Origin of the sequence: Psychrobacter glacincola (assembly GCF_965118485.1) — a bacterium.
GTDB classification, from domain to species: Bacteria; Pseudomonadota; Gammaproteobacteria; order Pseudomonadales; family Moraxellaceae; genus Psychrobacter; species Psychrobacter glacincola_D.
Genome location: NZ_CBCPJH010000002.1, coordinates 149,350 through 169,250 on the forward strand (window position 1 = coordinate 149,350; position 19,901 = coordinate 169,250).

The window sequence follows — 19,901 nt, forward strand, 5'->3', positions numbered from 1 at the left end:
TTTAAATTGCTTAGTTAATATTGTGTAAAAAGGCGCAAATCGCAGTGAACATATTCGCGATTTGTGCCTTTTTTTGCTTACTAAATATCCAAGCCTTAATTTATAAACGCTTTACGTCTATCAAACTATGGTGAAGGATTCGGTTGCTGAGTATGGACGGCTTCGATAGCAGCTAATACCTCAGAGCTTAGCGTTACATTGATACTATCAATGTTGGATTTTAACTGTTCGGTAGAAGTGGCACCAATGATATTACTGGTCACAAACGAGCGCGAATTGACAAAGGCTAATGCCATCTGTGCCATATCCAAACCTGCATCGGCTGCGATTTTGGCATACTGAGCGGTGGCTGATAGTGCTTGCTCATTATTATAACGGGCAAAGCGATCATACATAGTGAGACGCGCGCCAGCTGGACGTTTGCCGTCGAGATATTTACCAGATAATACGCCAAAGCCAAGCGGTGAATAAGCAAGTAAACCGACATTCTCGCGATGGGCAATCTCTGCCATCGCCACTTCATATAAACGGTTAAGCAAACTATATGGGTTTTGCACAGTAATGGGTGCAATCAAACCGTTTTTATCCGCTTCCCATAAGTAGCGCATTAATCCCCAAGCGGTATCGTTTGATAAACCATAAGCACGAATACGACCTTTTTTAATCTCATTATTTAACGCTTGGATGGTCTCTAAAAATGGCGTTAAATCATCAAGCGGCTGCGCTGCCATTGATTCGGTATAACCGCGCTGACTGAAATAGTTTGTCTGACGTTCAGGCCAGTGTAATTGGTAAATATCGATATAATCAGTTTGCAAACGTTCAAGATTGCCATCAATAGCACTACTAATATGTGCGGCATTAAAACGCGTTTGCCCATCACGCAAAAAATCCATCGGCGATATTTTACTGGCAAGAATGACTTTGTTGCGTTGTTTGGTCTTATTAAACCACGTGCCCATAAAGCGCTCGGTATCACCCTGCTTGTTTTTATCTGGCGGTGATGGATACATCTCAGCGGTATCCCAAAAATTTACGCCTTCGCTAAGCGCCATATCCATCTGCTCGTGTGCATCGCTTTCGCTATTTTGCTGTCCCCAAGTCATCGTTCCCAAACAGATTTTAGAAACTTTTTCATTGAGTTGTGGCAGTGTTTGATATTGCATCTATTTATCCTTTTTTATTTTATTCTAAATGATTCTTTATTCTAAATCAGCTTGATACCAGTGACACCAGGCGGGGTTACTTGAAAGATTTTGATTTTAAATAGTACGGATTGTCCAGCAAGCGGATGGTTAAAGTCTACTTCTATCTCGTCATCAGTGATGGCGCTAATCGTGCCGGGTAGAGTATTTTTACCTTTGTCTTCAAATTCTACTAGCATGCCAATTTCAGGATTGTCCGCGATAAGGGCAAACTGAGTAGGGCTGAAACGTTGCATATTGTCAGGATTCCAGTCGCCAAACGCTTGCTCTGGCTCGAGATGAGCGGAGCGTGTATCGCCTGCACGTAGATTCATTAGCACTTGCTCAAAGCCGGGCATCAAGCTCTCATCACCGATAGTTAACGTCACCGGCGTATCACGATTGAAAGTAGAATCAATCAGCGTACCGTTCTCGAGCGATACTTCAAAATGCAGCTTAACAAGGCTGCCAAAAGTGATACGTACATCTTCATTGGGGGTGATAAATTGCGAGTCGGTCATGATAATAGTATCCATCATTAAGTAGGATTTATAGGGCTAATTACATTGACAAGTTTATCATAATGGCTTGATTAAACACGATTCTGATTTTGGGAGACGCTAAAACAGCTAAATAATTTTTATAATTATCTGATGCAGTACTTGAATTGCTCAAATACTTATATATCAAGATAAAAACTTTAATTACATTTTAAGAATAATTTTTTGTTTACTTAAGTTTATTTAATGTACTTAAAATGTTAATATTATTTTTATAATGTAAATTATTGATGAAATATTATTATTCTTAATTTTTAAGAATTTCATGGTTTTACTTTCTATTTATGTTTTCAAGTTAGTTACCACTCTAAGTTTGTCTAATTTAAGAATAAAGTATTCTATAAAAGCTTTATTAAGTAGCTTTATCTCTTTGAGATAACTGAATAAGCTTAACGCTATAGAGAGTTGAGATTTATAGCTAAATTATTTATTAATTTTAAAGGAAGAAAAATGAAAGTCGTATTTACGCTACTTGCTGCTTTATCAATCGGCGGCTGTGTTTCTGCATCGCAGCATGCTGAGCAAGTTCAAAGCAACAGTAATATATCTGTGGGTGTTGTCCAAAAACAGATTAAAGTTGGAATGAGTGGCGCAGATGTATTACAAGCGCTTGGCTCACCAAACATGGTGTCTACAGATGATCAAAGAAGAGAAGTCTGGGTTTACGATAAAGTAGCAACAGATACCGTGCAATCATCAAGTACAGGCTGGGTATTTGCTGTTTTAGCTGGCGGACAGACTAGTTCAGGAGCATCCTCTAGATCACAAAGAACACTGACCATCATAATAAAATTTGATGAGCAAAACTTGGTAAGAGACTTTGCCTATCATTCCTCAAAATTCTAAAGGCAAACTAAATGAAAAAGCTTAGATACGTAGTTATTGCTTGCGCTTTAGGGGTAACAGGTTGTGCTACAACTGCACCAGAAAACTTGTTCCAAGTAGCAGAGACTTCATTACAAGATCGACAAATGCAGTCGAGATTTTTTGAAACAAACAATGAAATAGCACTTCTTTCAGCTGGAGTAGCCGTGTTGCAAGACATGGGGTATTCAATAGATGAGACAGAAACAAAATCTGGCGTTGTTACTGCATCTAAAACTGTAGATGCTACTAATAATGCGCAGATGGCAGGTGCTGTATTAGCAGCCGTGTTTCTCGGCGCAAACATGTCGATTGATAGCCAGCAACAGATAAAAGTTAGTTTCGTAACGTTGCCGTCTAAAAATAATAAGAACGGTTATTTAGCTAGGGCCACTTTCCAACGTATTGTGATAAACACACAGGGACAAGAAACCAGAGCCGAAACAATGAAAACAGAAGAGCTATACAATGAGTTCTTTACCAAACTATCCAAATCAGTATTCTTAGAGGCTCAAGAAATATGAACTTATTAAAAATAGCTTTCTTTACAGCCGGTCTAACTCTTATTAGCGGTTGTGCTACAACCCATGACGCTAGAATTTTAGGGGCAGACAATCAAGTAGAATTACGTAGTATGCAAACTAGATCTTTTGATACTAGCGATAAAAATATTGTTGTCAGAAATGTCATATCAACGTTACAAGACTTGAGCTTTGTCATTGATAAAGCTGACACTGATCTTGGTACAGTTTCAGCTACCAGATTATATAATGGTAACAAGGTTAGAATGACGGTAACTGCACGATCTTCATCTACTAACAAGTCTACAATCGTTAGAGCAAACGCGCAGTACAACCTAAAGCCAATTGAAAACCCTAAAATATATCAAGACTTCTTCTCATCTTTATCAAAATCGCTTTTCTTATCAGCTAATGCTGTAGAGTAAAAAGCTAGTAAATCATCGAGATTACTTTATATCTTTCTCTGCTGTTTGAGGGGTATGATTCTCCATATATTAGAAAATACTTTATACGTAGTAAAAAGGCTAAGAGTAAAGCTCTTAGCTTTTTTATATCCGTCTGAAAAGTATATAATAATTGTCGAAATTAATTGATGTTAAAAAATTAGGTGAGCATGCCAAATAAACAACAAGGTCGAGTCACAAAGTGGCAAGATGATAAAGGCTTTGGCTTTATCGAAACAACAGCAGGCGAGTCGGTATTTTTTCATGTCAGCGAATTTAAAGCCCAGCGTCGTCCTGCTATTGGTGAAGAGGTTGTTTTTACCGCTTGCTACGATAATCAAAGACGACTGCAGGCAAAAGAGGTGCAAGAGCTGGGTTTTGTACAACAAAAAATGGCGCAAAAGAATCAACAAATTCGCCAGCGTAATCATAAACGCAGTGCGCAAGCAGAATTTGAAGCAGGGCAAAAGAAGCGTTTATTCCTTGGTATTGGGTTTTATGGCGTCTTAATATTATTGGCGGTCATGAATAAGCTAAGCTGGCTGGTTGTGGGTTGGTATGTGGCTTTAGGATTCATAACCTATGCGATGTATGCCAAAGACAAAGCAGCTGCTCAAAGTGGCGATTGGCGCACCCCTGAATCAACCTTGCATCTGTTAAGTGCGCTTGGCGGCTGGGTTGGGGCAATGGTTGCGCAAACTTACTTGCGGCATAAGTCACAAAAAGCGGAGTTTCGCTTAGCGTATTATTTGACCGTCATTATTAATATGGCAGGGTTGTTATTTATACTAGCGGGTGGCGGTTTAGATTTTTTGGAAGGGTTGTTATAGGTTTCGAATAGTAAAGATGAAAGTCAAAAAAAAAGTGAATTACGTATTCGTAACCCACCTTTTTTATTGAGACAGCTATCTATATTTTAATAAGCTAATTAGAGTTATAGGCGTTAAATTTCACGCTTCTTTTCCAAAAATAGCATATCAATCACAATCAGTGCTACACCGATACAGATACCAATATCAGCGATATTAAAAATAGGATAATGCCAGACGTCGGCATAATGCACATGGATAAAGTCAATGACGTGACCATGTAATAAGCGATCGATTAAATTACCCACGGCACCGCCTAATACCAAGGCTAAGCCAAGTGATAATAGCTTGGCTTGTCGAGGCGCTTTAGCTAGATAGCCTATCAAGAACAGCGACATCAATAGCGCTAGTCCTGCAAAAAACCATTTTTGCCAGCCACCAGCATCCGCCAAAAAGCTAAAAGCAGCGCCGTAGTTGTAAGCAAGCGTCCAATTGAGAAACGGCTCAATCACCGGTACTGGTTCAAGGAAAGTGAGCTTGGTGTTAGCTAACCATTTCGTCCACTGATCAAAAATAACTACGACCAGTGACAACAGATACCAATTAAGCGCAAGACGACCATTAGACATCATCTTTGGCGCTTTATTTAAACGTCCTTTTGGCATCAATGAGCTACCTGTGGTGGCGTGAGCTGGTTCTGGAGTATTGTCAACGTCGATAGGCGGCTGTTTGTCATCCGGTAAGTTCGTGGGATTAGGCGTTGAATTAGGCATAGTAGCGCACCTCGCCATCACCGCTGACGTTGGTTGCACAGCGAGCGCATAACTCAGGGTGCGCGCTGTCTGTGCCAATGTCATCACGGATATGCCAGCAGCGTACGCATTTGGTGCCCGTTGCAGCGTTCACTTCAACGACTAAATCTGCGGCTGTATTACTACTATCTGCTTGCTCATCGGTGTTTACTACATTAGCAGGAGCAGCACTCAAAGGCTTTAAGGTTGCATTACTGGTAATGAGGACAAAACGCAGCTCTTCGCCAAGCTTAGCTAGGCTTTCATGCATCGCACCATTAGCATATAGATTGACGTCAGCTGATAAGTTGGCATTGATGATTTTTTCACCGCGCGCTGTTTCGATACGTTTATTGACCATATCTTTTGCGAGCATGATACGTTGCCAGTCATCATTGCTAATAGCGCTTAGCTCAAACTCTGGGAAAATGTACCATTCTTCGGTGAACACATAGCTATTAGCGCCATACAATACTTCCCACGCTTCTTGCGCAGTAAACGACAAAATCGGCGTAATCCAGCGAATAAGTGCTTGGACGATATGATAAATTGCTGTTTGCGCTGAGCGACGTGGTTGACCATCAGTTTGAGTAGTGTACTGGCGGTCTTTGATAATATCTAAATAGAAGCTGCCTAAGTCTTGCGAGCAAAACGCGGTGATATGCTGGGTGACTTGATGAAAGTCCATCGCATCATAAGCACTAATGATTTGTGCTTGAACCGTTTGCGTACGCTCAATGATGAACTTATCAAGGCTGACCAGCTCATTGATATCAACGCTATTGGTGGCTGGATCAAAGTCATCAGTATTGGCAAGCAAGAAGCGCAGGGTGTTACGGATGCGGCGATACATATCTATTGCACCCTTAAAGACGGTTTTACCGGCGCTCATCTCATAACGATAGTCGCTCGAAGCAATCCACAAGCGCAACATATCTGCGCCCGTTTTATTGATCTCTTCTTGCGGGGTGATGATATTACCAAGTGACTTACTCATCTTGCGACCATTTTCGTCGACGACAAAACCGTGAGTCAATACTTGCTTAAACGGCGGGCGTTCGTACATAGCCTCTGATGTTAGTAAAGAAGTCTGGAACCAGCCGCGATGTTGATCAGAGCCTTCTAAATACATATCAGCAGGGTTGGTCAGCTCGTCGCGCTGCTCAAGTACAGCAAAATGCGTCGTGCCAGAGTCAAACCAAACGTCTAAGGTATCAGTCGCTTTATCATAATCAGCAGCTTCTGCGCCTAAGAAATCCTCGCAACTGGCATCAAACCATGCTTCTACGCCGCCCTCGGCAATTTTTTGTGCCGCAACTTCCATCAGCTCAAGCGTATTTGGATGCAGCTCGCCCGTTTCTTTATGGGTAAAGAAAGTAATCGGCACACCCCATGTGCGCTGGCGAGAGATACACCAATCTGGGCGACCTGTCATCATCGATTCAATGCGATTTTGCCCCCATGCTGGTGTCCATGTGACATTAGGAATATCAGCAAGCGCGCGCTCACGTAAACCTTTGGTTTCCATACTAATAAACCACTGCGGCGTCGCACGGAAAATAATCGGTGACTTATGACGCCAGCAATGCGGGTAGCTGTGTTCAATTTTGGTATGACTAACTAAATGACCATTTTCATGTAAGGTGGCGATGATTTGTGGATTGGCTTTATAAATGTGCTCACCGGCAAATACCGCTGCACTTTCTAAATAAACGCCCGTACCGCTGACAGGGTTTTCAACAGGCAAATTATATTTTAGACCAACGATATAATCGTCAAGACCATGACCCGGTGCAGTATGGACTAAGCCAGTACCGCTATCAGTCGTTACGTGATCGCCCAAGATTAATGGCACTTGGCGCGCTTCGATAAGCGGATGCTGAGCATGTAGACCTTCAAGCTCGCGACCTGATACGGTAGCTAGAATACCTTTATTATCAAGTTTAAATTCACTTAACGCCGACTCAACCAAGTCAGTCGCCAATAGTAAGTTGCCGTTTTCAGTTGCGACCACACTATAGTCATGCTCAGGATGTACTGAAATTGCTTGGTTAGCAGGCAATGTCCAAGGCGTCGTCGTCCAAATAACAGCAGCGATATTGCCGTCGATTTCAGCAAATGCTGCCACTTTATCACTGTCTAAAACATCGAAGCTGACGTAAATAGCATCGGAGACTTTATCTTGGTATTCAACTTCCGCTTCTGCAAGCGCTGAGCTACAGTCCAAGCACCAGTTAACCGGCTTCATGCCACGCGTCACATGACCATTGTCATAAATTTTGGCAAGCGCACGTACGATGTTGGCTTCTTGGTGGAAGTTCATGGTTAGATAGGGATTGTCCCAATCACCAAATACACCCAGACGTTTGAAATCTGATTTTTGTAACTCAATTTGTGTACTGGCGTATTCACGACATAGACCACGGAATTCGGTTGCAGAAACCTTTTGACCAACTTTGCCATACTTAGCTTCGACTTTTTGCTCGATAGGCAGACCATGACAGTCCCAACCGGGCACATAAGGCGCATCAAACCCTGATAAGGTTTTTGACTTGACGATAATGTCTTTAAGTACTTTATTGACCGCGTGACCTAAGTGAATCTGTCCGTTGGCATATGGAGGGCCATCGTGCAAAATGTATTTGGTCGCCCCAGCACGCGCCTGACGAATTTTGCCATACACGTCATCAGCTTCCCAAGCAGCCAGCCAATCTGGCTCGCGTTTGGCAAGGTTTGCACGCATCGCAAATGGCGTATCGGCAAGGTTTAGAGTGTCTTTATAGTCTTGGCTTGGCATATCAGTACTTTTATCAGTCATAGAAGGCGTCTTTTAGAATGGTAATGAAAATGTAAATTGAATTAAAAAGTGCGTGTAAAGCTGGCTACAAAAGGTAAGGTAATAATTGGATGGAGAGTAGATAATACTCGCTATTATATGACAAAAACAGTGGGGTAAAAAGAGCTGCCGAGTATCGTCTCTACGTCCGCTAAAATCGTCACAAAATTTATTTAACGAGCGATTGCTACTTATTTTATATCTGCTAGGATAATAACGGTGATAATAGACTGAGTAATCAATATCTAGGCTGTCTTTGTGTGCAAGATAGCATCATATCACTATCCTCCGATAATCCCTACTCTCAGTAGTCTATCGTCGTTGTTGATTTAACTGTTTTTATTCATTGATTTTAATCTGCACCACATATCATATCCGATTCAATTCGACTTAAAGAAATGTAATACATGCCTACTCATATAGGTTTTTTATAGCCTCTAGCGCCTTTGCGCGTATTAAAAATAATACTCGTCGCATGTGGCTATAAGCTTGTCTTTTATATATCAATATCTTAAACCACTATAACATGGAGCAGTTATGAAAATAGGTATCCCCAAGGAAACAAAGAATAACGAAAATCGCGTTGGTCTAACGCCAAGCGGCGTTAGTGCTTTGGTTGATGATGGTCACGAAGTCATCGTTGAGACAGGCGCTGGCATCGGCTCACAATTTACTGATGATAATTATAAAGAAGTGGGCGCAACTATCGTCAACAGCGCGGCTGAAGTATGGGATGTCGAGCTGATTGTTAAAGTAAAAGAGCCACAAGCTGATGAGTATCAATATTTAACAGACGGCTTAATCCTATTTACCTATCTACATCTGGCAAATGAGCCTGAGCTTGCTAAAGTATTGATTGATAATAAAGTGACGGCAATCGGCTACGAGACGGTACAGTTAGACGATAAATCTCTGCCGTTACTCACGCCGATGAGTGAAATCGCTGGGCGCATGAGTACGCAGATTGGCGCGCAGTTTTTGCAGTCTTTTTATGGCGGTAAGGGGATGTTGCTTGGCGGTGTGCCCGGCGTGAAAAAAGGTAGTGTTACTATTATCGGCGGCGGTGTATCGGGTACGGAAGCGGCAAAAATTGCCGTTGGTTTACATGCTAGTGTGACAATTTTAGATTTGGATCCTAAACGCTTAAAACAGTTATCAGAGATGTTTGGCAACAATGTCCAAACGCTGATATCAAACAAGGTTAATATCGCCAATAGCGTGAGAGACAGCGATTTGGTGATTGGTGCCGTATTGATTCCGGGTGCAGCCACACCAAAGCTAGTCACTGAAGAGATGGTCAAAGATATGGCTGATGGCGGTGTGATTATTGATATCGCGATTGACCAAGGTGGTCTATTTGAGACGACAGACCGTATCACCACTCATGATAAACCGACCTATACCAAGCACGGTATTATCCATTATGCGGTGGCTAATATCCCTGGCGCTGTACCACGTACTTCAACCATTGCTTTGTCTAATGTTACCTTGCCGTATATCCAAGCTCTTGCTAAAAAAGGCTTTAAAGGTGCTTGTCATGATAATGCCGCTTTAGCAAAAGGCGTTAATACCACGCAAGGTCATATGACTTATAAAGCCGTGGCAGAAGCACTGGGTTATGAGTATAAGCAGCTTGCTTCTTTCGTTAGTTAGGTTCAGTTCGTTTTAGCCAAAGCGTGTTCTATTAAATTAAATAAAACCTGCCAACATTCGATTGGCAGGTTTTTAGTTTGAGATTCAGTTTTTGATATATTTTAAAAAAATATCTGTTAAAAATTCTCTGAGAAGCTTATTAACTCTTCAGCACGGTCTTTGTTTTTAGAAACCAAACAAAGCGGGTGTGCTGGACTACCAATATAGCTCCCTTCTAGAGCACAATGCTTATCACGATAATCTAGCCAACCGAGTTGTGATTTTTCAAAACTATCTGCATTACTGGAGTTTTGTCCATTCACTTTAAGCGATTTATAAATTTGATTGTAAGCTTTATTCATGGCACTTTTATATTTTGGATCGGCATATCCAGCACATTCATAGAGTCTTGAATTATTTATAGTCTCATATTTGCTTATGCATTCATTATAATAATCTTTAAGTTCGGCGTTTGCTGAAGTCATGCTTAAAATGCTGATTAACGTAGCCGTAACAAGTGCGATATCAGTACTCTTCCAGTTCATTTTTCAAACCTCAAGTCCATTATTAAGATTAAGTGAAGGTTTACTATAACAAATGTTTGCCAGCTATAATTGAATTCCTTTAAAACCAATACAAGTGCTACTGGAGTAGGTTTTTCGCTGCCTCTGTCACACCTGCGAACAGCAAGCAAGGAAAATTAGCACCAGTAGCACGGTATTATGAATGTATCAATGTATAGATATATCGATTTATTTAGAATTAACTATAATGAGCTTGGGTTAGCTATATTTATTTAAGATAAAGTAGAGAGATATTAAAAAATGCCATAAGCATAGTGAAGCTGACTTTTTGATCTAGAAAATTAGAAAACAGACGACAACCACAAGCGCAATTTAAGTGACCATAGAGGCTGAATGCCAGTCAGTCCTTGTGCCATTTCACCATCTTTTAATATCACATAAGACGGTGTCACTTGTCCTTGCCAATCATCAAAGATAGCGCCTTCTTGGTCATTAATCGTCGTAAAGTTATAGTTATGCTCATTAAGATAGCTATTTAGCTTTTGGTTAGAGCCAGACTTGATAGCGATAGTGACTATTGGATAGTTATTTTCCACTGCCAAGGTATTGATAGTCGGCGAAGTCACGCTACATATCGGACACCACGTTCCCCAAAAATAAACCAGCGTAGGTTTATTTTTACTCATAGATGCCAAGTCAACGCTCTGTCCTTGATAATCTGTTAACTGTAGTTGTGGATTAGCTGGCATGACCGGCTGACGCCACCAATTAACGGCAGTATAAATAATGGCAAACATCAGACCATATAATAATAAAGTTTTAAGGGTGGATAGTGCTTTTTGCTGCGCTGTTCTCTTAGGTTTCTGAGTCGTCTTGTCGATATCAGTCGTCATAATGGCTGCTTTTTTGCTAAATGGATTTTATTAATAATATTTAATAGATAAAAATAAACGGCTGAATGGTCAGCCGTATTACTCAATACATTAAGGGTTTTAATGGAGATAATTAAGACTTTTGCGCACGGTCTTGTAGTGGGTCGCCTAGCAGCACACTACCTGAATTTTCTCGAAGCTCATCATCGGTGAGCTTACTGGCAGATACTTTAGCTTTGCGTTTCCATTTTAAGCTATACAAATCGTCACGGCGATCTAGCAAATTGTGTACCGACCCTTCATTACGGACATGAATAAGCTTATCTAAATTGACATCGGAGAAAAATACCATCTCAGTATTCGCCGTCGTTTCTGCCATAATCGCATCGTGCGGGAAGGCAAAATCTGATGGCGAGAAGATGGATGACTGCGCGTATTGAATGTCGAGGCTTTCAACTTGTGGTAAGTTACCAACCGAGCCGCAAATCATCACATAGCATTCGTTTTCAATCGCTCGCGCTTGGGCACAGTGGCGTACGCGCAGATAGCCGTTTTGGGTATCGGTCCAAAATGGTACGAATAAAATATCCATATCATCAAGTGCCATTAAACGTGCAAGCTCAGGAAACTCAACGTCATAGCAGACTAAAATCCCAATACGACCAGCATCCGTATCAAACACCTTAACTTCGTCACCGCCTTCAATGACCCAAGCACTACGCTCATGCGGGGTAATATGAATTTTGCGTTGCTCTTCAACTGTACCATCACGGCGACACAGATAGCTGACATTGTATAAGGTGTCTTCTTCGTCTAAGTACGGCATAGAGCCGGTAATCACGTTGACGTTATAGCTGACCGCTAGATGCGATATCTCGTTTTTGAACCATTCGGTATAGCCTGCTAAAAAGCGAATGGCAACGTTTTGATCGGTTGACTCGCACAAACCCATCAAGGGCGCGTTAAAAAATTCGGGTAAGCAGGCAAAATCAGAGTTGTAGTCGGCCATAATATCGACGAAGAATTCTACTTGTTGTAATAGTTCTTCTGGTGACTCGACTTCACGCATCTGCCACTGAATACCGCCAATACGAACCTCAGATTTGCGCGTATTAGGTTTATAGTCTTTTGGCTCATAATAAATATTTGCCCACTCAAGTAAGGTTGCAAAGCCTTTAGACTGCTTATCATCTGGTAAATAAGCGGTCAATATACGTTTAACAATAAAACCATTCGATAACTGAAAAGACAGCGCAGAGTCATGGATTTCACGCGCTGCAACCGCCTCGATATACTCACCCGGCGTCAAATCTTGATGATTATGATAGTTAGGGATACGACCACCGGCTAAAATAGCACGGAAGTTCAGCTGACGGCACAGCTCTTTGCGCGCGTCATAAAGTCTACGACCTAAGCGATAGCCACGATATTCAGGGTCAATAAGTGCATCTAATCCATAGATGGCATCGCCTTCAGGATTGTCCCTGATGATTTCTTTTTGCCCAATTAAGTCATCATAGGTATGCGGATTAGAAAATTTGGTGTAATCGACGCGCATGGATAAGACGATACCAATCAGCTCATCGTGATCAAATAGCGCAATCTGTCCTTCTGGAAAAGCATCAATTAAAGTATTGATCGTGTTTTTTGACCATGCACCGCCTAAGTTGACATAGACGCGATCCATCAAGGCTTTTAATTGCGGATAGTCTTTTTTCTTAATTTCAGCAATCGTTAGATGAAAGTCGTCTGGTTTTTCTATCTTGCTCATAAATTTCCTGTCTGTCGTTTCTAAAAAGTATGATGATAAGTGTTTTTAATACATGCGTTAGTGCATAGATTTAGGTTGATTTTTTATAACGGTATTGGGTATGGGTAGCGACAAAGTCTGATGTCTCAGTTTCTCGTGCAATTATATTAATAAAAACATATCAATAAGCTTTGAGAATCGCTACAATCATTTATCTGTGTATTTACAATAAGTTATCGAAGTATAGTCTTGTATTATTTTAATAAGGTGCCTTTTTAAATAAAGCATCTTTATGAGTCTACAAATATAGCAACTGAGTCTTTGATATGCGTCGCGATGGCTATAATATCAAGCTCACGCGTCAATAACAGTCAAACGCTGTAAGTATTTGCTAGGTTTTTGTGAGCTGACAATGCGATTGGCTTATGTACCATTTTATTCAACGGTTTTCGTTCGGTTACTTTTAAAAGTGACTTTGTAGGATTTTCATCATGTCTTTAACTCATACCACTGCATTCAAAAAATTAGATAAAATAGAAGACATAGCATTGGTACAGCTGCTTTATGTCAGCAGTCTCACGCTTAGCTCACGTTTGAATGCCTCGATATTTGAGGATGTGGAAGGTCATGCGCGCAATTATAACGAGCAGCAAGGTATCACAGGGACATTATGTTATGGTAATGGTCATTTTTTACAATGTATTGAAGGTGAAAAAGCAAAAGTAGCTGATTTAACGCAGAGTATTTTTGCTGATAAACGTCATAAAGATGTCCAAGTACTACTATTGCAAACCATTGAACAGCGAAGCTTCTCTGATTGGCGTATGCGCTTATTGTTTTTGGAGCGCTGGCTATGGTCGCCTGCGACTAAAAAACAAGCGACACAGCTCGCACCATTTTTGCCATTTTCGCCGCATCATTGGAGCGCTGCACAAACTGAGCAGTTTCTAAAGGTCATCAAAGAGTTTGATACACCGCCTCATATCAATGCTGCTGGCATTACTTACAATGCACTTGGCAACATGGTGCGTCATGTCGCCGCCCCGCATCAAGCCTTCTTAATCGTTCAAGGCTTTTTAAGCGTATTACTAGTAGCAGCACTGCTATTGTTATTCTTATAGTCTGTACTACTAAATATATAATTATTGATAGCGAAAATATTCTGTAGGCTATATAAAAATGACGCTAAACGTTGATGTTTAGCGTCATTTTTTGTGTCAGATTATTCATAATTAAATGAACACTCACATATCAAAAATCTTACCACGGTTCATAATATTATTCGGATCAAAGACTTTTTTAACTTCTTTTAAATACTCAATCTCAGTCTCACTGCGGCTATACTGTAGATAAGGTTTTTTAGTCATTCCAACACCATGCTCAGCTGATACCGAACCGCTATATTTTTGTACGGTTTCGAACACGTGTTTATTCACGATTTGGCATTCTGCAAAGAAATCGTCTTTACTCATATTCTCAGGTTTTAAGATGTTCAGATGTAAATTGCCATCTCCGATATGACCAAACCAGCAGACTTCAAAATCAGGATAGTTGCTACTGACGATATGGTCAATCTCATTGATAAAGTCAGGAACATAGCTTATTAACACTGAAACGTCATTTTTATAAGGCGTGAATACCGAAATGGTTTCAGAGATGTATTCGCGCAGCTTCCACAGCTCTTCTGCTTGTGCAAGATTTTGGCTCATCACACCATCGACGACCCAACCTTGCTCCATGCACTCTTCAAATATCGCCATGGCTTTATCCATGATCGGCTCGTATGGCGCTTCAAACTCTAATAGCGTATAAAACTTGGTACGTGATTCAAATGGCTCTTGTACTTGACCATGTGCCATCAGTTTATCAATCGCTACATCATCAAAGAACTCAAAAGCGGTCAAATCAATCTTCGCTTGGAAGGCTGATAGTACATTCATGACATCGTTAAAGCTGTCCATGCCCAGCACCATAACGTTTAAATCTTGCGGTTGACGCTCAAGCTTGATTTGCGCATGGGTCACAAGCCCAAGCGTGCCTTCACTGCCTATAAACAATTGACGCAAATCATAACCTGTTGCGTTTTTGACCATACCACGGTTAAGCTGCAATATATCACCTTTACCCGTGACCACCGTCAGACCCATAATCCATTGGCGAGTCATGCCATAACGGATGACTTTGATGCCGCCGGCATTGGTGCCGATATTGCCTCCGATTTGACTAGAGCCTGCTGAGGCAAAGTCGACAGGATAGTAAAGCTCTTTTGATTCGGCAAACTGTTGCAACTGCTGAGTGACGACGCCAGCTTCAATCTCAACCATACGGTCAGCAGGATAAAACTGTCCGATATGGTTCATTTTATCCATACTCACGACAATCTCACCATTGGCGGCAACCGCGCCCGCAGATAGTCCTGTACGACCGCCACTTGGCGTTAATACCACATTGTGTTCATTGGCAAGTAATACAATCGTTTGTACTTGCTCGGTGGTCTTTGGGAATACGATAGCTGCAGCAGCGGGCGCGAAATGCTTGGTCCAGTCTTTGCCCCAATGCTCGAGGCTTTCACTATCAGTTTTGATTTGGCTGGCGTCAAATTGATGGCTATCAAATAACGTGCTCAGAATAATTTGAACAGTAGCTGCATGGGTTTCAGATAGGGTTTGGCTAGATAAAGAAGTCATGGTCAAATCTCGGTATCAACGTGAGCGCTATGTATAAAGGGGATTATTATAAGAGTTATTATATAGCCAAATGGCTATGACTAAGTCTATATAAAGGTAGATATAATTAAAATTATATCGGTGATGTATGTTATTGCAATCTAATGGACATGGCAACGATCTGGCGTTATGAGTTTGTCTCTTTAGTGAGGTAAGCAGCGTAAAAAAGCTAACGCTTTTGATTTAGAAAGTAGGATTCACTATAACATAAAAAGTTTTCAGGCTTGATAACCGGTAATTCACCTAATCTGCTAACATCGTCGACCAATTTTGTGTAAGATATCCAAGCTCTCTTCGTTTCATTCATCCAAGCTTATCCCTCAGATGATTTTTATAAGACAATTATAGGACAGTTCTCACATGGCGTTATCACTCCAAAAAGACAAAATCCGGTTTTTATTGCTTGAAGGTCTGCACGACAATGCTTTAAAGGTGTTGCAAGATGCTGGTTATCAAAACATCGAAAATATCAGTCATGCATTGGATCAAGACGAGCTGATTGAAAAGATTAAAGATGCTCATTTTATTGGTATTCGCTCGCGTACCCAGTTGACGCGTGAAGTGCTGCAGCATGCACATAAGCTTATCGGCATCGGTTGTTTTTGTATTGGTACCAACCAAGTAGATTTGGAAGCTGCGCGTGAGTTCGGTATTCCGGTCTTTAACGCCCCGTATTCAAATACCCGTTCAGTTGCTGAATTGGTGCTTGCCGAAGCCATTATGCTGTATCGCGGTATCCCTGAAAAGAATGCGACCGTACATCGCGGTGGTTGGGGTAAGTCTGCAACCAACTCACATGAAGTCCGTGGCAAAACTATCGGTATCGTCGGTTACGGCTCTATCGGCTCGCAGCTGTCTGTATTGGCTGAAAGCTTTGGTATGAAAGTCATCTATCATGACGTTTTGACCAAATTGCCATTAGGTAATGCCGTACAAGTAAGCAGTTTAGAAGAATTGCTATCGACTGCGGATATCGTCACCTTGCACGTACCTGATTTACCAAGTACTCGCTATATGATGGGCGCGGCGCAGTTTGCACACATGAAAGATGGTAGCTACTTTATTAACGCGGCACGCGGTACTTGTGTTGAGATTGATGATCTGGCTGCTGTACTTGAGTCTGGTAAAATCTTGGGCGCGGCGATTGATGTGTTCCCGAAAGAGCCAAAATCTGCTGACGAAGAGTTTGAGTCACCACTGCGTAAATTTGATAATGTCATCTTGACGCCGCACATCGGTGGTTCAACGCAAGAAGCACAAGCAAATATTGGACTAGAAGTCGCAGATAAGTTCGTACGCTACTCTGACCAAGGCGATACCGCCACTTCTGTCAACTTCCCAGAAGTGTCTTTACCGTTTAAAGAAGGCTCGCATCGTCTGTTACATATCCACAGAAACGTCCCGGGCGTACTTTCACAGATCAACCGTCTATTTGCAGAAGCGCATATCAATATTTTAGCGCAGAGCTTGATGACGGAAGGTGATGTGGGTTACCTCGTCATGGATGTTGATTATAACGACTCAACCGCGGCTTTAGATCAGCTAAAAGATGTCGAAGAAACGATTCGAGTGCGTATTTTGTTCTAAGCACCTATTCGTCTATTTAAAAGTTATAGCTAGTTAGTACTTAGTATCGTTATATAAATGGCAGGCAATTTATTAAATTGCCTGCCATTTTTTTTGGTTTGAATACTCGTTAACACAAATATTACTGACCATAAAACTTCATCATATAAATTAACATTTTCTTTACAATGAAGTATCTATGATAACTTATACTAAACGCCTGTATTGCTAATGTGCTTAGTGTTTAGATTTCATCATAGCTAATAGATAAGTGTTTTTATCAAACTACTTTGTGAATGAATTTTTATCATTGCTGTTTAGCATTCTCAAATCAAACTTATATAAGGGTTTTTATGAAAGCAAGTATAATAAAGGCAGCTGCGCTTGGTAGCGTATTGGCTATGACGGCGACAGCGAGTTATGCGGCAGGCGATCAAGATAAGTATCAGTTATCTAGCCATATCTTAGATATCAGTACTGGTAAGCCTGCGCCAGATGTGAATGTAAGATTGATGATGCAAGAAAAGAGCGGTAGCTGGAAACTGGTTAATACCCAAAAGACCGATGCCAATGGTCGTATTGGTACCTTTTTGCCTAACGAAGCTGGCGTAGCGCATGATGGTACTTATAAACTGATTTTTGAGACCACGCCATATTTCCAAAATCAAGGTCTAAAATCTTTTTACCCTTATGTTGAAGTGAATTTCAATGTCGAAGGCGAAAAACATTATCATGTGCCAATTACTTTGTCAGCATACGGCTATAGTACCTATCGCGGTAGCTAAAGTAGCCTGTAGTATTGATATCCGAAGATAATTAAATGCATAAAAAAGAGAGGCCCCGTTAAGTGATTAACGGGGCCTCTCTTTTTTTAGCTTCGCTTTTTAAATAGGCGTTAACTTTACCCTGCTTTGGTTTTATTGGCTTCCTCTGCTTGACGGCGTGCTTCGATTTTAGCTGCTTTTCGCTTCTCGATGACATCAATCACATCACTACCGATATGGGCTTCGCCACGTTTTTGTGCCAGCTGCATTTGATGTTCACGCTCACGAAAGCGCGCTTTTTGCTCGTCAGTGGCTTTATCGATACAATGTGGACATGACTCGCCTTTGATATAAGCAGGGCTGTGCATCTCATCTTGGGTAATTGGCATACGGCAGGCGAAACACTGCTCATAGCTGCCTTTTTCTAAGTTGTGATTGACTGACACACGGTTGTCAAACACAAAACAGTCGCCTTCCCACATAGATTCGCTGGCAGGTACTTCCTCTAAGTATTTTAAGATGCCGCCTTCTAAATGATAAACCTCTTCAAAGCCTTGCTCGCGCATAAATGCCGTTGATTTTTCGCAGCGGATACCGCCCGTACAGAACATGGCGACTTTTTTATGCTTAGCGGGGTCCATCTCTTTTGCCACGTATTCTGGGAACTCACGAAACGTTTCCGTATTTGGGTTCACGGCATTTTGAAACGTGCCGATCTTTACTTCATAGTCGTTACGCGTATCAATCAGGATAACGTCAGGATCTGAGATAAGTGCATTCCAGTCGCTTGGCTTCACATAGCGCCCAACTGACTGTAATGGATCGATATTCTCTACGCCCATGGTGACGATTTCTTTTTTAAGCTTTACTTTAGTGCGGTAAAAAGGCTGAGCGTCGGTATAAGATTCTTTAAAGTTAAAGCTGCCGATTGCGGCGATACTACGTAAATACTCAAGGACGTTATCAATCCCTTGGCGGCTGCCAGAAATGGTGCCGTTGATACCTTCGCTAGCAATTAATAAGGTGCCTTTGACATCATTGTCGAGCATATTATTTAAAATCAGCTCGCGGTATTGCTCAAAATCAGCAAAGCGTGTGAATTTATAAAGGGCAGCAACGACGATATTATTAGTGACGCTGTCATATTCGGTTGCATGGGCTGGTGCTTTAACGTTATCAGTCTGTGAGGTACTCATGTTTTTCTCCTGCTGGCTAGGTCGCAAACCTAGTGCATTGGGTTTTAAGGGTGTATGAACTTATAACACTAACACAATTGTGGATTTGGCTAATGCGGGCGTAGTTTAACAAATTTTGCAGTGATTTTAAATGTTTTATATGGGACTGATGTATGTACTTAAAGGTTTTCTAGACTACTCATTAGCTATTTATAAAGGTAGACTCATGAAAGTAAATAATAAAATAACGTCAACGGAGATGACATATGAGTAAACCAGCTAGTACACCGATTAATGTATCTACTAAGCCAGCCATCAGCAAATATCCTGTACCGAATTTAGATAACTTGCCAGCTGATATTCTGCAACGTATTCTTACAGTGCAAGAAAAAGCCAAATTTATTCCTAATGTGTTTTTAGCGCTAGCCTACCGCCCAGCAGAGTTTAGAGCTTTTTTTGCCTATTATGATGCCATTATGGAACGAGAAGGGAGCACATTAAGTCCCGCTGAAAAAGAGATGATCATTGTCGCTACTAGCGCCGCGAATGGCTGCCAGTATTGTGTCATCGCTCATGGTGCCCTGCTGCGTGTGTTTGCAAAAGAGCCATTGTTAGCAGACCAGATAGCCATCAATTATTTACATGCACCTATTAGCTCTAAGCAAAAAGCGATGCTCTCATTTTCTGTCAAGCTATGTCGGACGCCAGAGCTGATTCAAGATTCAGATTATGCAGCACTTCGAGAGCACGGTTATGATGACGAAGATATTTTAGACATTAGTGGTGTTACGGCGTTCTTTGGTTTGTCTAATAGAATGGCAATCGTGATGAACATGCAGTCTAATGTAGAGTTCTATACGATGGCTCGTGAGGTAAGAAAGTGA

Annotated in this window: 18 protein-coding genes; 9 read left to right on the forward strand and 9 right to left on the reverse strand. The window is 41.3% G+C overall.

Annotated elements, in window-relative coordinates; all coding sequences use genetic code 11:
• Positions 1-125: 125 nt before the first annotated feature.
• Together ACMHKH_RS01520 and ACMHKH_RS01525 are read right to left on the reverse strand one after the other, a co-directional pair.
• Complete coding sequence (locus ACMHKH_RS01520) at positions 126-1,166, reverse strand: aldo/keto reductase (protein ID WP_413518920.1); 1,041 nt, start codon at positions 1,164-1,166, stop codon at positions 126-128.
• Positions 1,167-1,207: 41 nt separating this feature from the next.
• Positions 1,208-1,705, reverse strand: a complete 498-nt coding sequence (locus ACMHKH_RS01525) for an FKBP-type peptidyl-prolyl cis-trans isomerase (protein WP_413518921.1) — start codon at positions 1,703-1,705, stop codon at positions 1,208-1,210.
• A 489-nt stretch (positions 1,706-2,194) separates the two neighbouring features.
• Here ACMHKH_RS01525 and ACMHKH_RS01530 point away from each other — a divergent pair, with 489 nt between their 5' ends.
• The 4 genes from ACMHKH_RS01530 (at position 2,195) to ACMHKH_RS01545 (ending at position 4,402) form a co-directional block, all read left to right on the forward strand.
• The gene (locus tag ACMHKH_RS01530) at positions 2,195-2,590 is read left to right on the forward strand and encodes a hypothetical protein (protein WP_413518922.1); all 396 of its coding nucleotides are present in this window, start codon (positions 2,195-2,197) and stop codon (positions 2,588-2,590) included.
• Between the two features lie 11 nt (positions 2,591-2,601).
• Positions 2,602-3,132, forward strand: a complete 531-nt coding sequence (locus tag ACMHKH_RS01535; protein ID WP_413518923.1) for a hypothetical protein — start codon at positions 2,602-2,604, stop codon at positions 3,130-3,132.
• Entirely contained in the window at positions 3,129-3,554 is a 426-nt protein-coding gene (locus ACMHKH_RS01540) for a hypothetical protein (RefSeq protein WP_413518924.1), read from the forward strand. Before ACMHKH_RS01535 ends, ACMHKH_RS01540 begins: the two co-directional genes overlap by 4 nt.
• A gap of 188 nt (positions 3,555-3,742) precedes the next feature.
• Positions 3,743-4,402: a DUF1294 domain-containing protein gene (locus tag ACMHKH_RS01545; RefSeq protein WP_413518925.1), complete on the forward strand. Its 660-nt coding sequence runs from the start codon at positions 3,743-3,745 to the stop codon at positions 4,400-4,402.
• A 113-nt stretch (positions 4,403-4,515) separates the two neighbouring features.
• Here ACMHKH_RS01545 and lspA read toward each other — a convergent pair whose 3' ends face one another.
• The gene (gene lspA / locus ACMHKH_RS01550) at positions 4,516-5,154 is read right to left on the reverse strand and encodes a signal peptidase II (RefSeq protein WP_413518926.1); all 639 of its coding nucleotides are present in this window, start codon (positions 5,152-5,154) and stop codon (positions 4,516-4,518) included.
• Positions 5,147-7,990 (reverse strand): isoleucine--tRNA ligase, encoded by a 2,844-nt coding sequence (gene ileS, locus ACMHKH_RS01555; protein WP_413518927.1) that lies wholly within the window; start codon positions 7,988-7,990, stop codon positions 5,147-5,149. Before ileS ends, lspA begins: the two co-directional genes overlap by 8 nt.
• A gap of 555 nt (positions 7,991-8,545) precedes the next feature.
• On the opposite strand from ileS, the gene ald reads away from it, so the two are divergent.
• Positions 8,546-9,661 carry an alanine dehydrogenase gene (gene ald / locus ACMHKH_RS01560; RefSeq protein WP_413518928.1) on the forward strand — a complete coding sequence of 372 codons (1,116 nt, stop codon included), beginning with the start codon at positions 8,546-8,548 and terminating at the stop codon, positions 9,659-9,661.
• 116 nt (positions 9,662-9,777) lie between these two features.
• Here ald and ACMHKH_RS01565 read toward each other — a convergent pair whose 3' ends face one another.
• The 3 genes from ACMHKH_RS01565 to ACMHKH_RS01575 form a co-directional block, all read right to left on the reverse strand.
• Positions 9,778-10,185 (reverse strand): lysozyme inhibitor LprI family protein, encoded by a 408-nt coding sequence (locus ACMHKH_RS01565; protein ID WP_413518929.1) that lies wholly within the window; start codon positions 10,183-10,185, stop codon positions 9,778-9,780.
• A 320-nt stretch (positions 10,186-10,505) separates the two neighbouring features.
• Positions 10,506-11,057, reverse strand: coding sequence for a protein disulfide oxidoreductase (locus ACMHKH_RS01570; protein WP_413518930.1), 552 nt, complete (start codon positions 11,055-11,057; stop codon positions 10,506-10,508).
• A gap of 112 nt (positions 11,058-11,169) precedes the next feature.
• Positions 11,170-12,807: a nitrilase-related carbon-nitrogen hydrolase gene (locus tag ACMHKH_RS01575; RefSeq protein ID WP_413518931.1), complete on the reverse strand. Its 1,638-nt coding sequence runs from the start codon at positions 12,805-12,807 to the stop codon at positions 11,170-11,172.
• A 470-nt stretch (positions 12,808-13,277) separates the two neighbouring features.
• Between ACMHKH_RS01575 and ACMHKH_RS01580 the strand changes: the two genes are divergently transcribed.
• Entirely contained in the window at positions 13,278-13,907 is a 630-nt protein-coding gene (locus ACMHKH_RS01580; RefSeq protein WP_413518932.1) for a BLUF domain-containing protein, read from the forward strand.
• Positions 13,908-14,030: 123 nt separating this feature from the next.
• On the opposite strand, the gene ACMHKH_RS01585 is transcribed toward ACMHKH_RS01580, so the two are convergent.
• Positions 14,031-15,473 carry an FAD-binding oxidoreductase gene (locus tag ACMHKH_RS01585; protein ID WP_413518933.1) on the reverse strand — a complete coding sequence of 481 codons (1,443 nt, stop codon included), beginning with the start codon at positions 15,471-15,473 and terminating at the stop codon, positions 14,031-14,033.
• Positions 15,474-15,872: 399 nt separating this feature from the next.
• Here ACMHKH_RS01585 and serA point away from each other — a divergent pair, with 399 nt between their 5' ends.
• Positions 15,873-17,099: a phosphoglycerate dehydrogenase gene (gene serA / locus ACMHKH_RS01590; protein WP_413518934.1), complete on the forward strand. Its 1,227-nt coding sequence runs from the start codon at positions 15,873-15,875 to the stop codon at positions 17,097-17,099.
• Positions 17,100-17,431: 332 nt separating this feature from the next.
• Entirely contained in the window at positions 17,432-17,863 is a 432-nt protein-coding gene (gene uraH / locus ACMHKH_RS01595) for a hydroxyisourate hydrolase (protein WP_413518935.1), read from the forward strand.
• 116 nt (positions 17,864-17,979) lie between these two features.
• On the opposite strand, the gene ACMHKH_RS01600 is transcribed toward uraH, so the two are convergent.
• Entirely contained in the window at positions 17,980-19,038 is a 1,059-nt protein-coding gene (locus ACMHKH_RS01600) for a rhodanese-related sulfurtransferase (protein ID WP_413518936.1), read from the reverse strand.
• A 245-nt stretch (positions 19,039-19,283) separates the two neighbouring features.
• Between ACMHKH_RS01600 and ACMHKH_RS01605 the strand changes: the two genes are divergently transcribed.
• Positions 19,284-19,901 carry a peroxidase-related enzyme gene (locus ACMHKH_RS01605; protein ID WP_413518937.1) on the forward strand — a complete coding sequence of 206 codons (618 nt, stop codon included), beginning with the start codon at positions 19,284-19,286 and terminating at the stop codon, positions 19,899-19,901.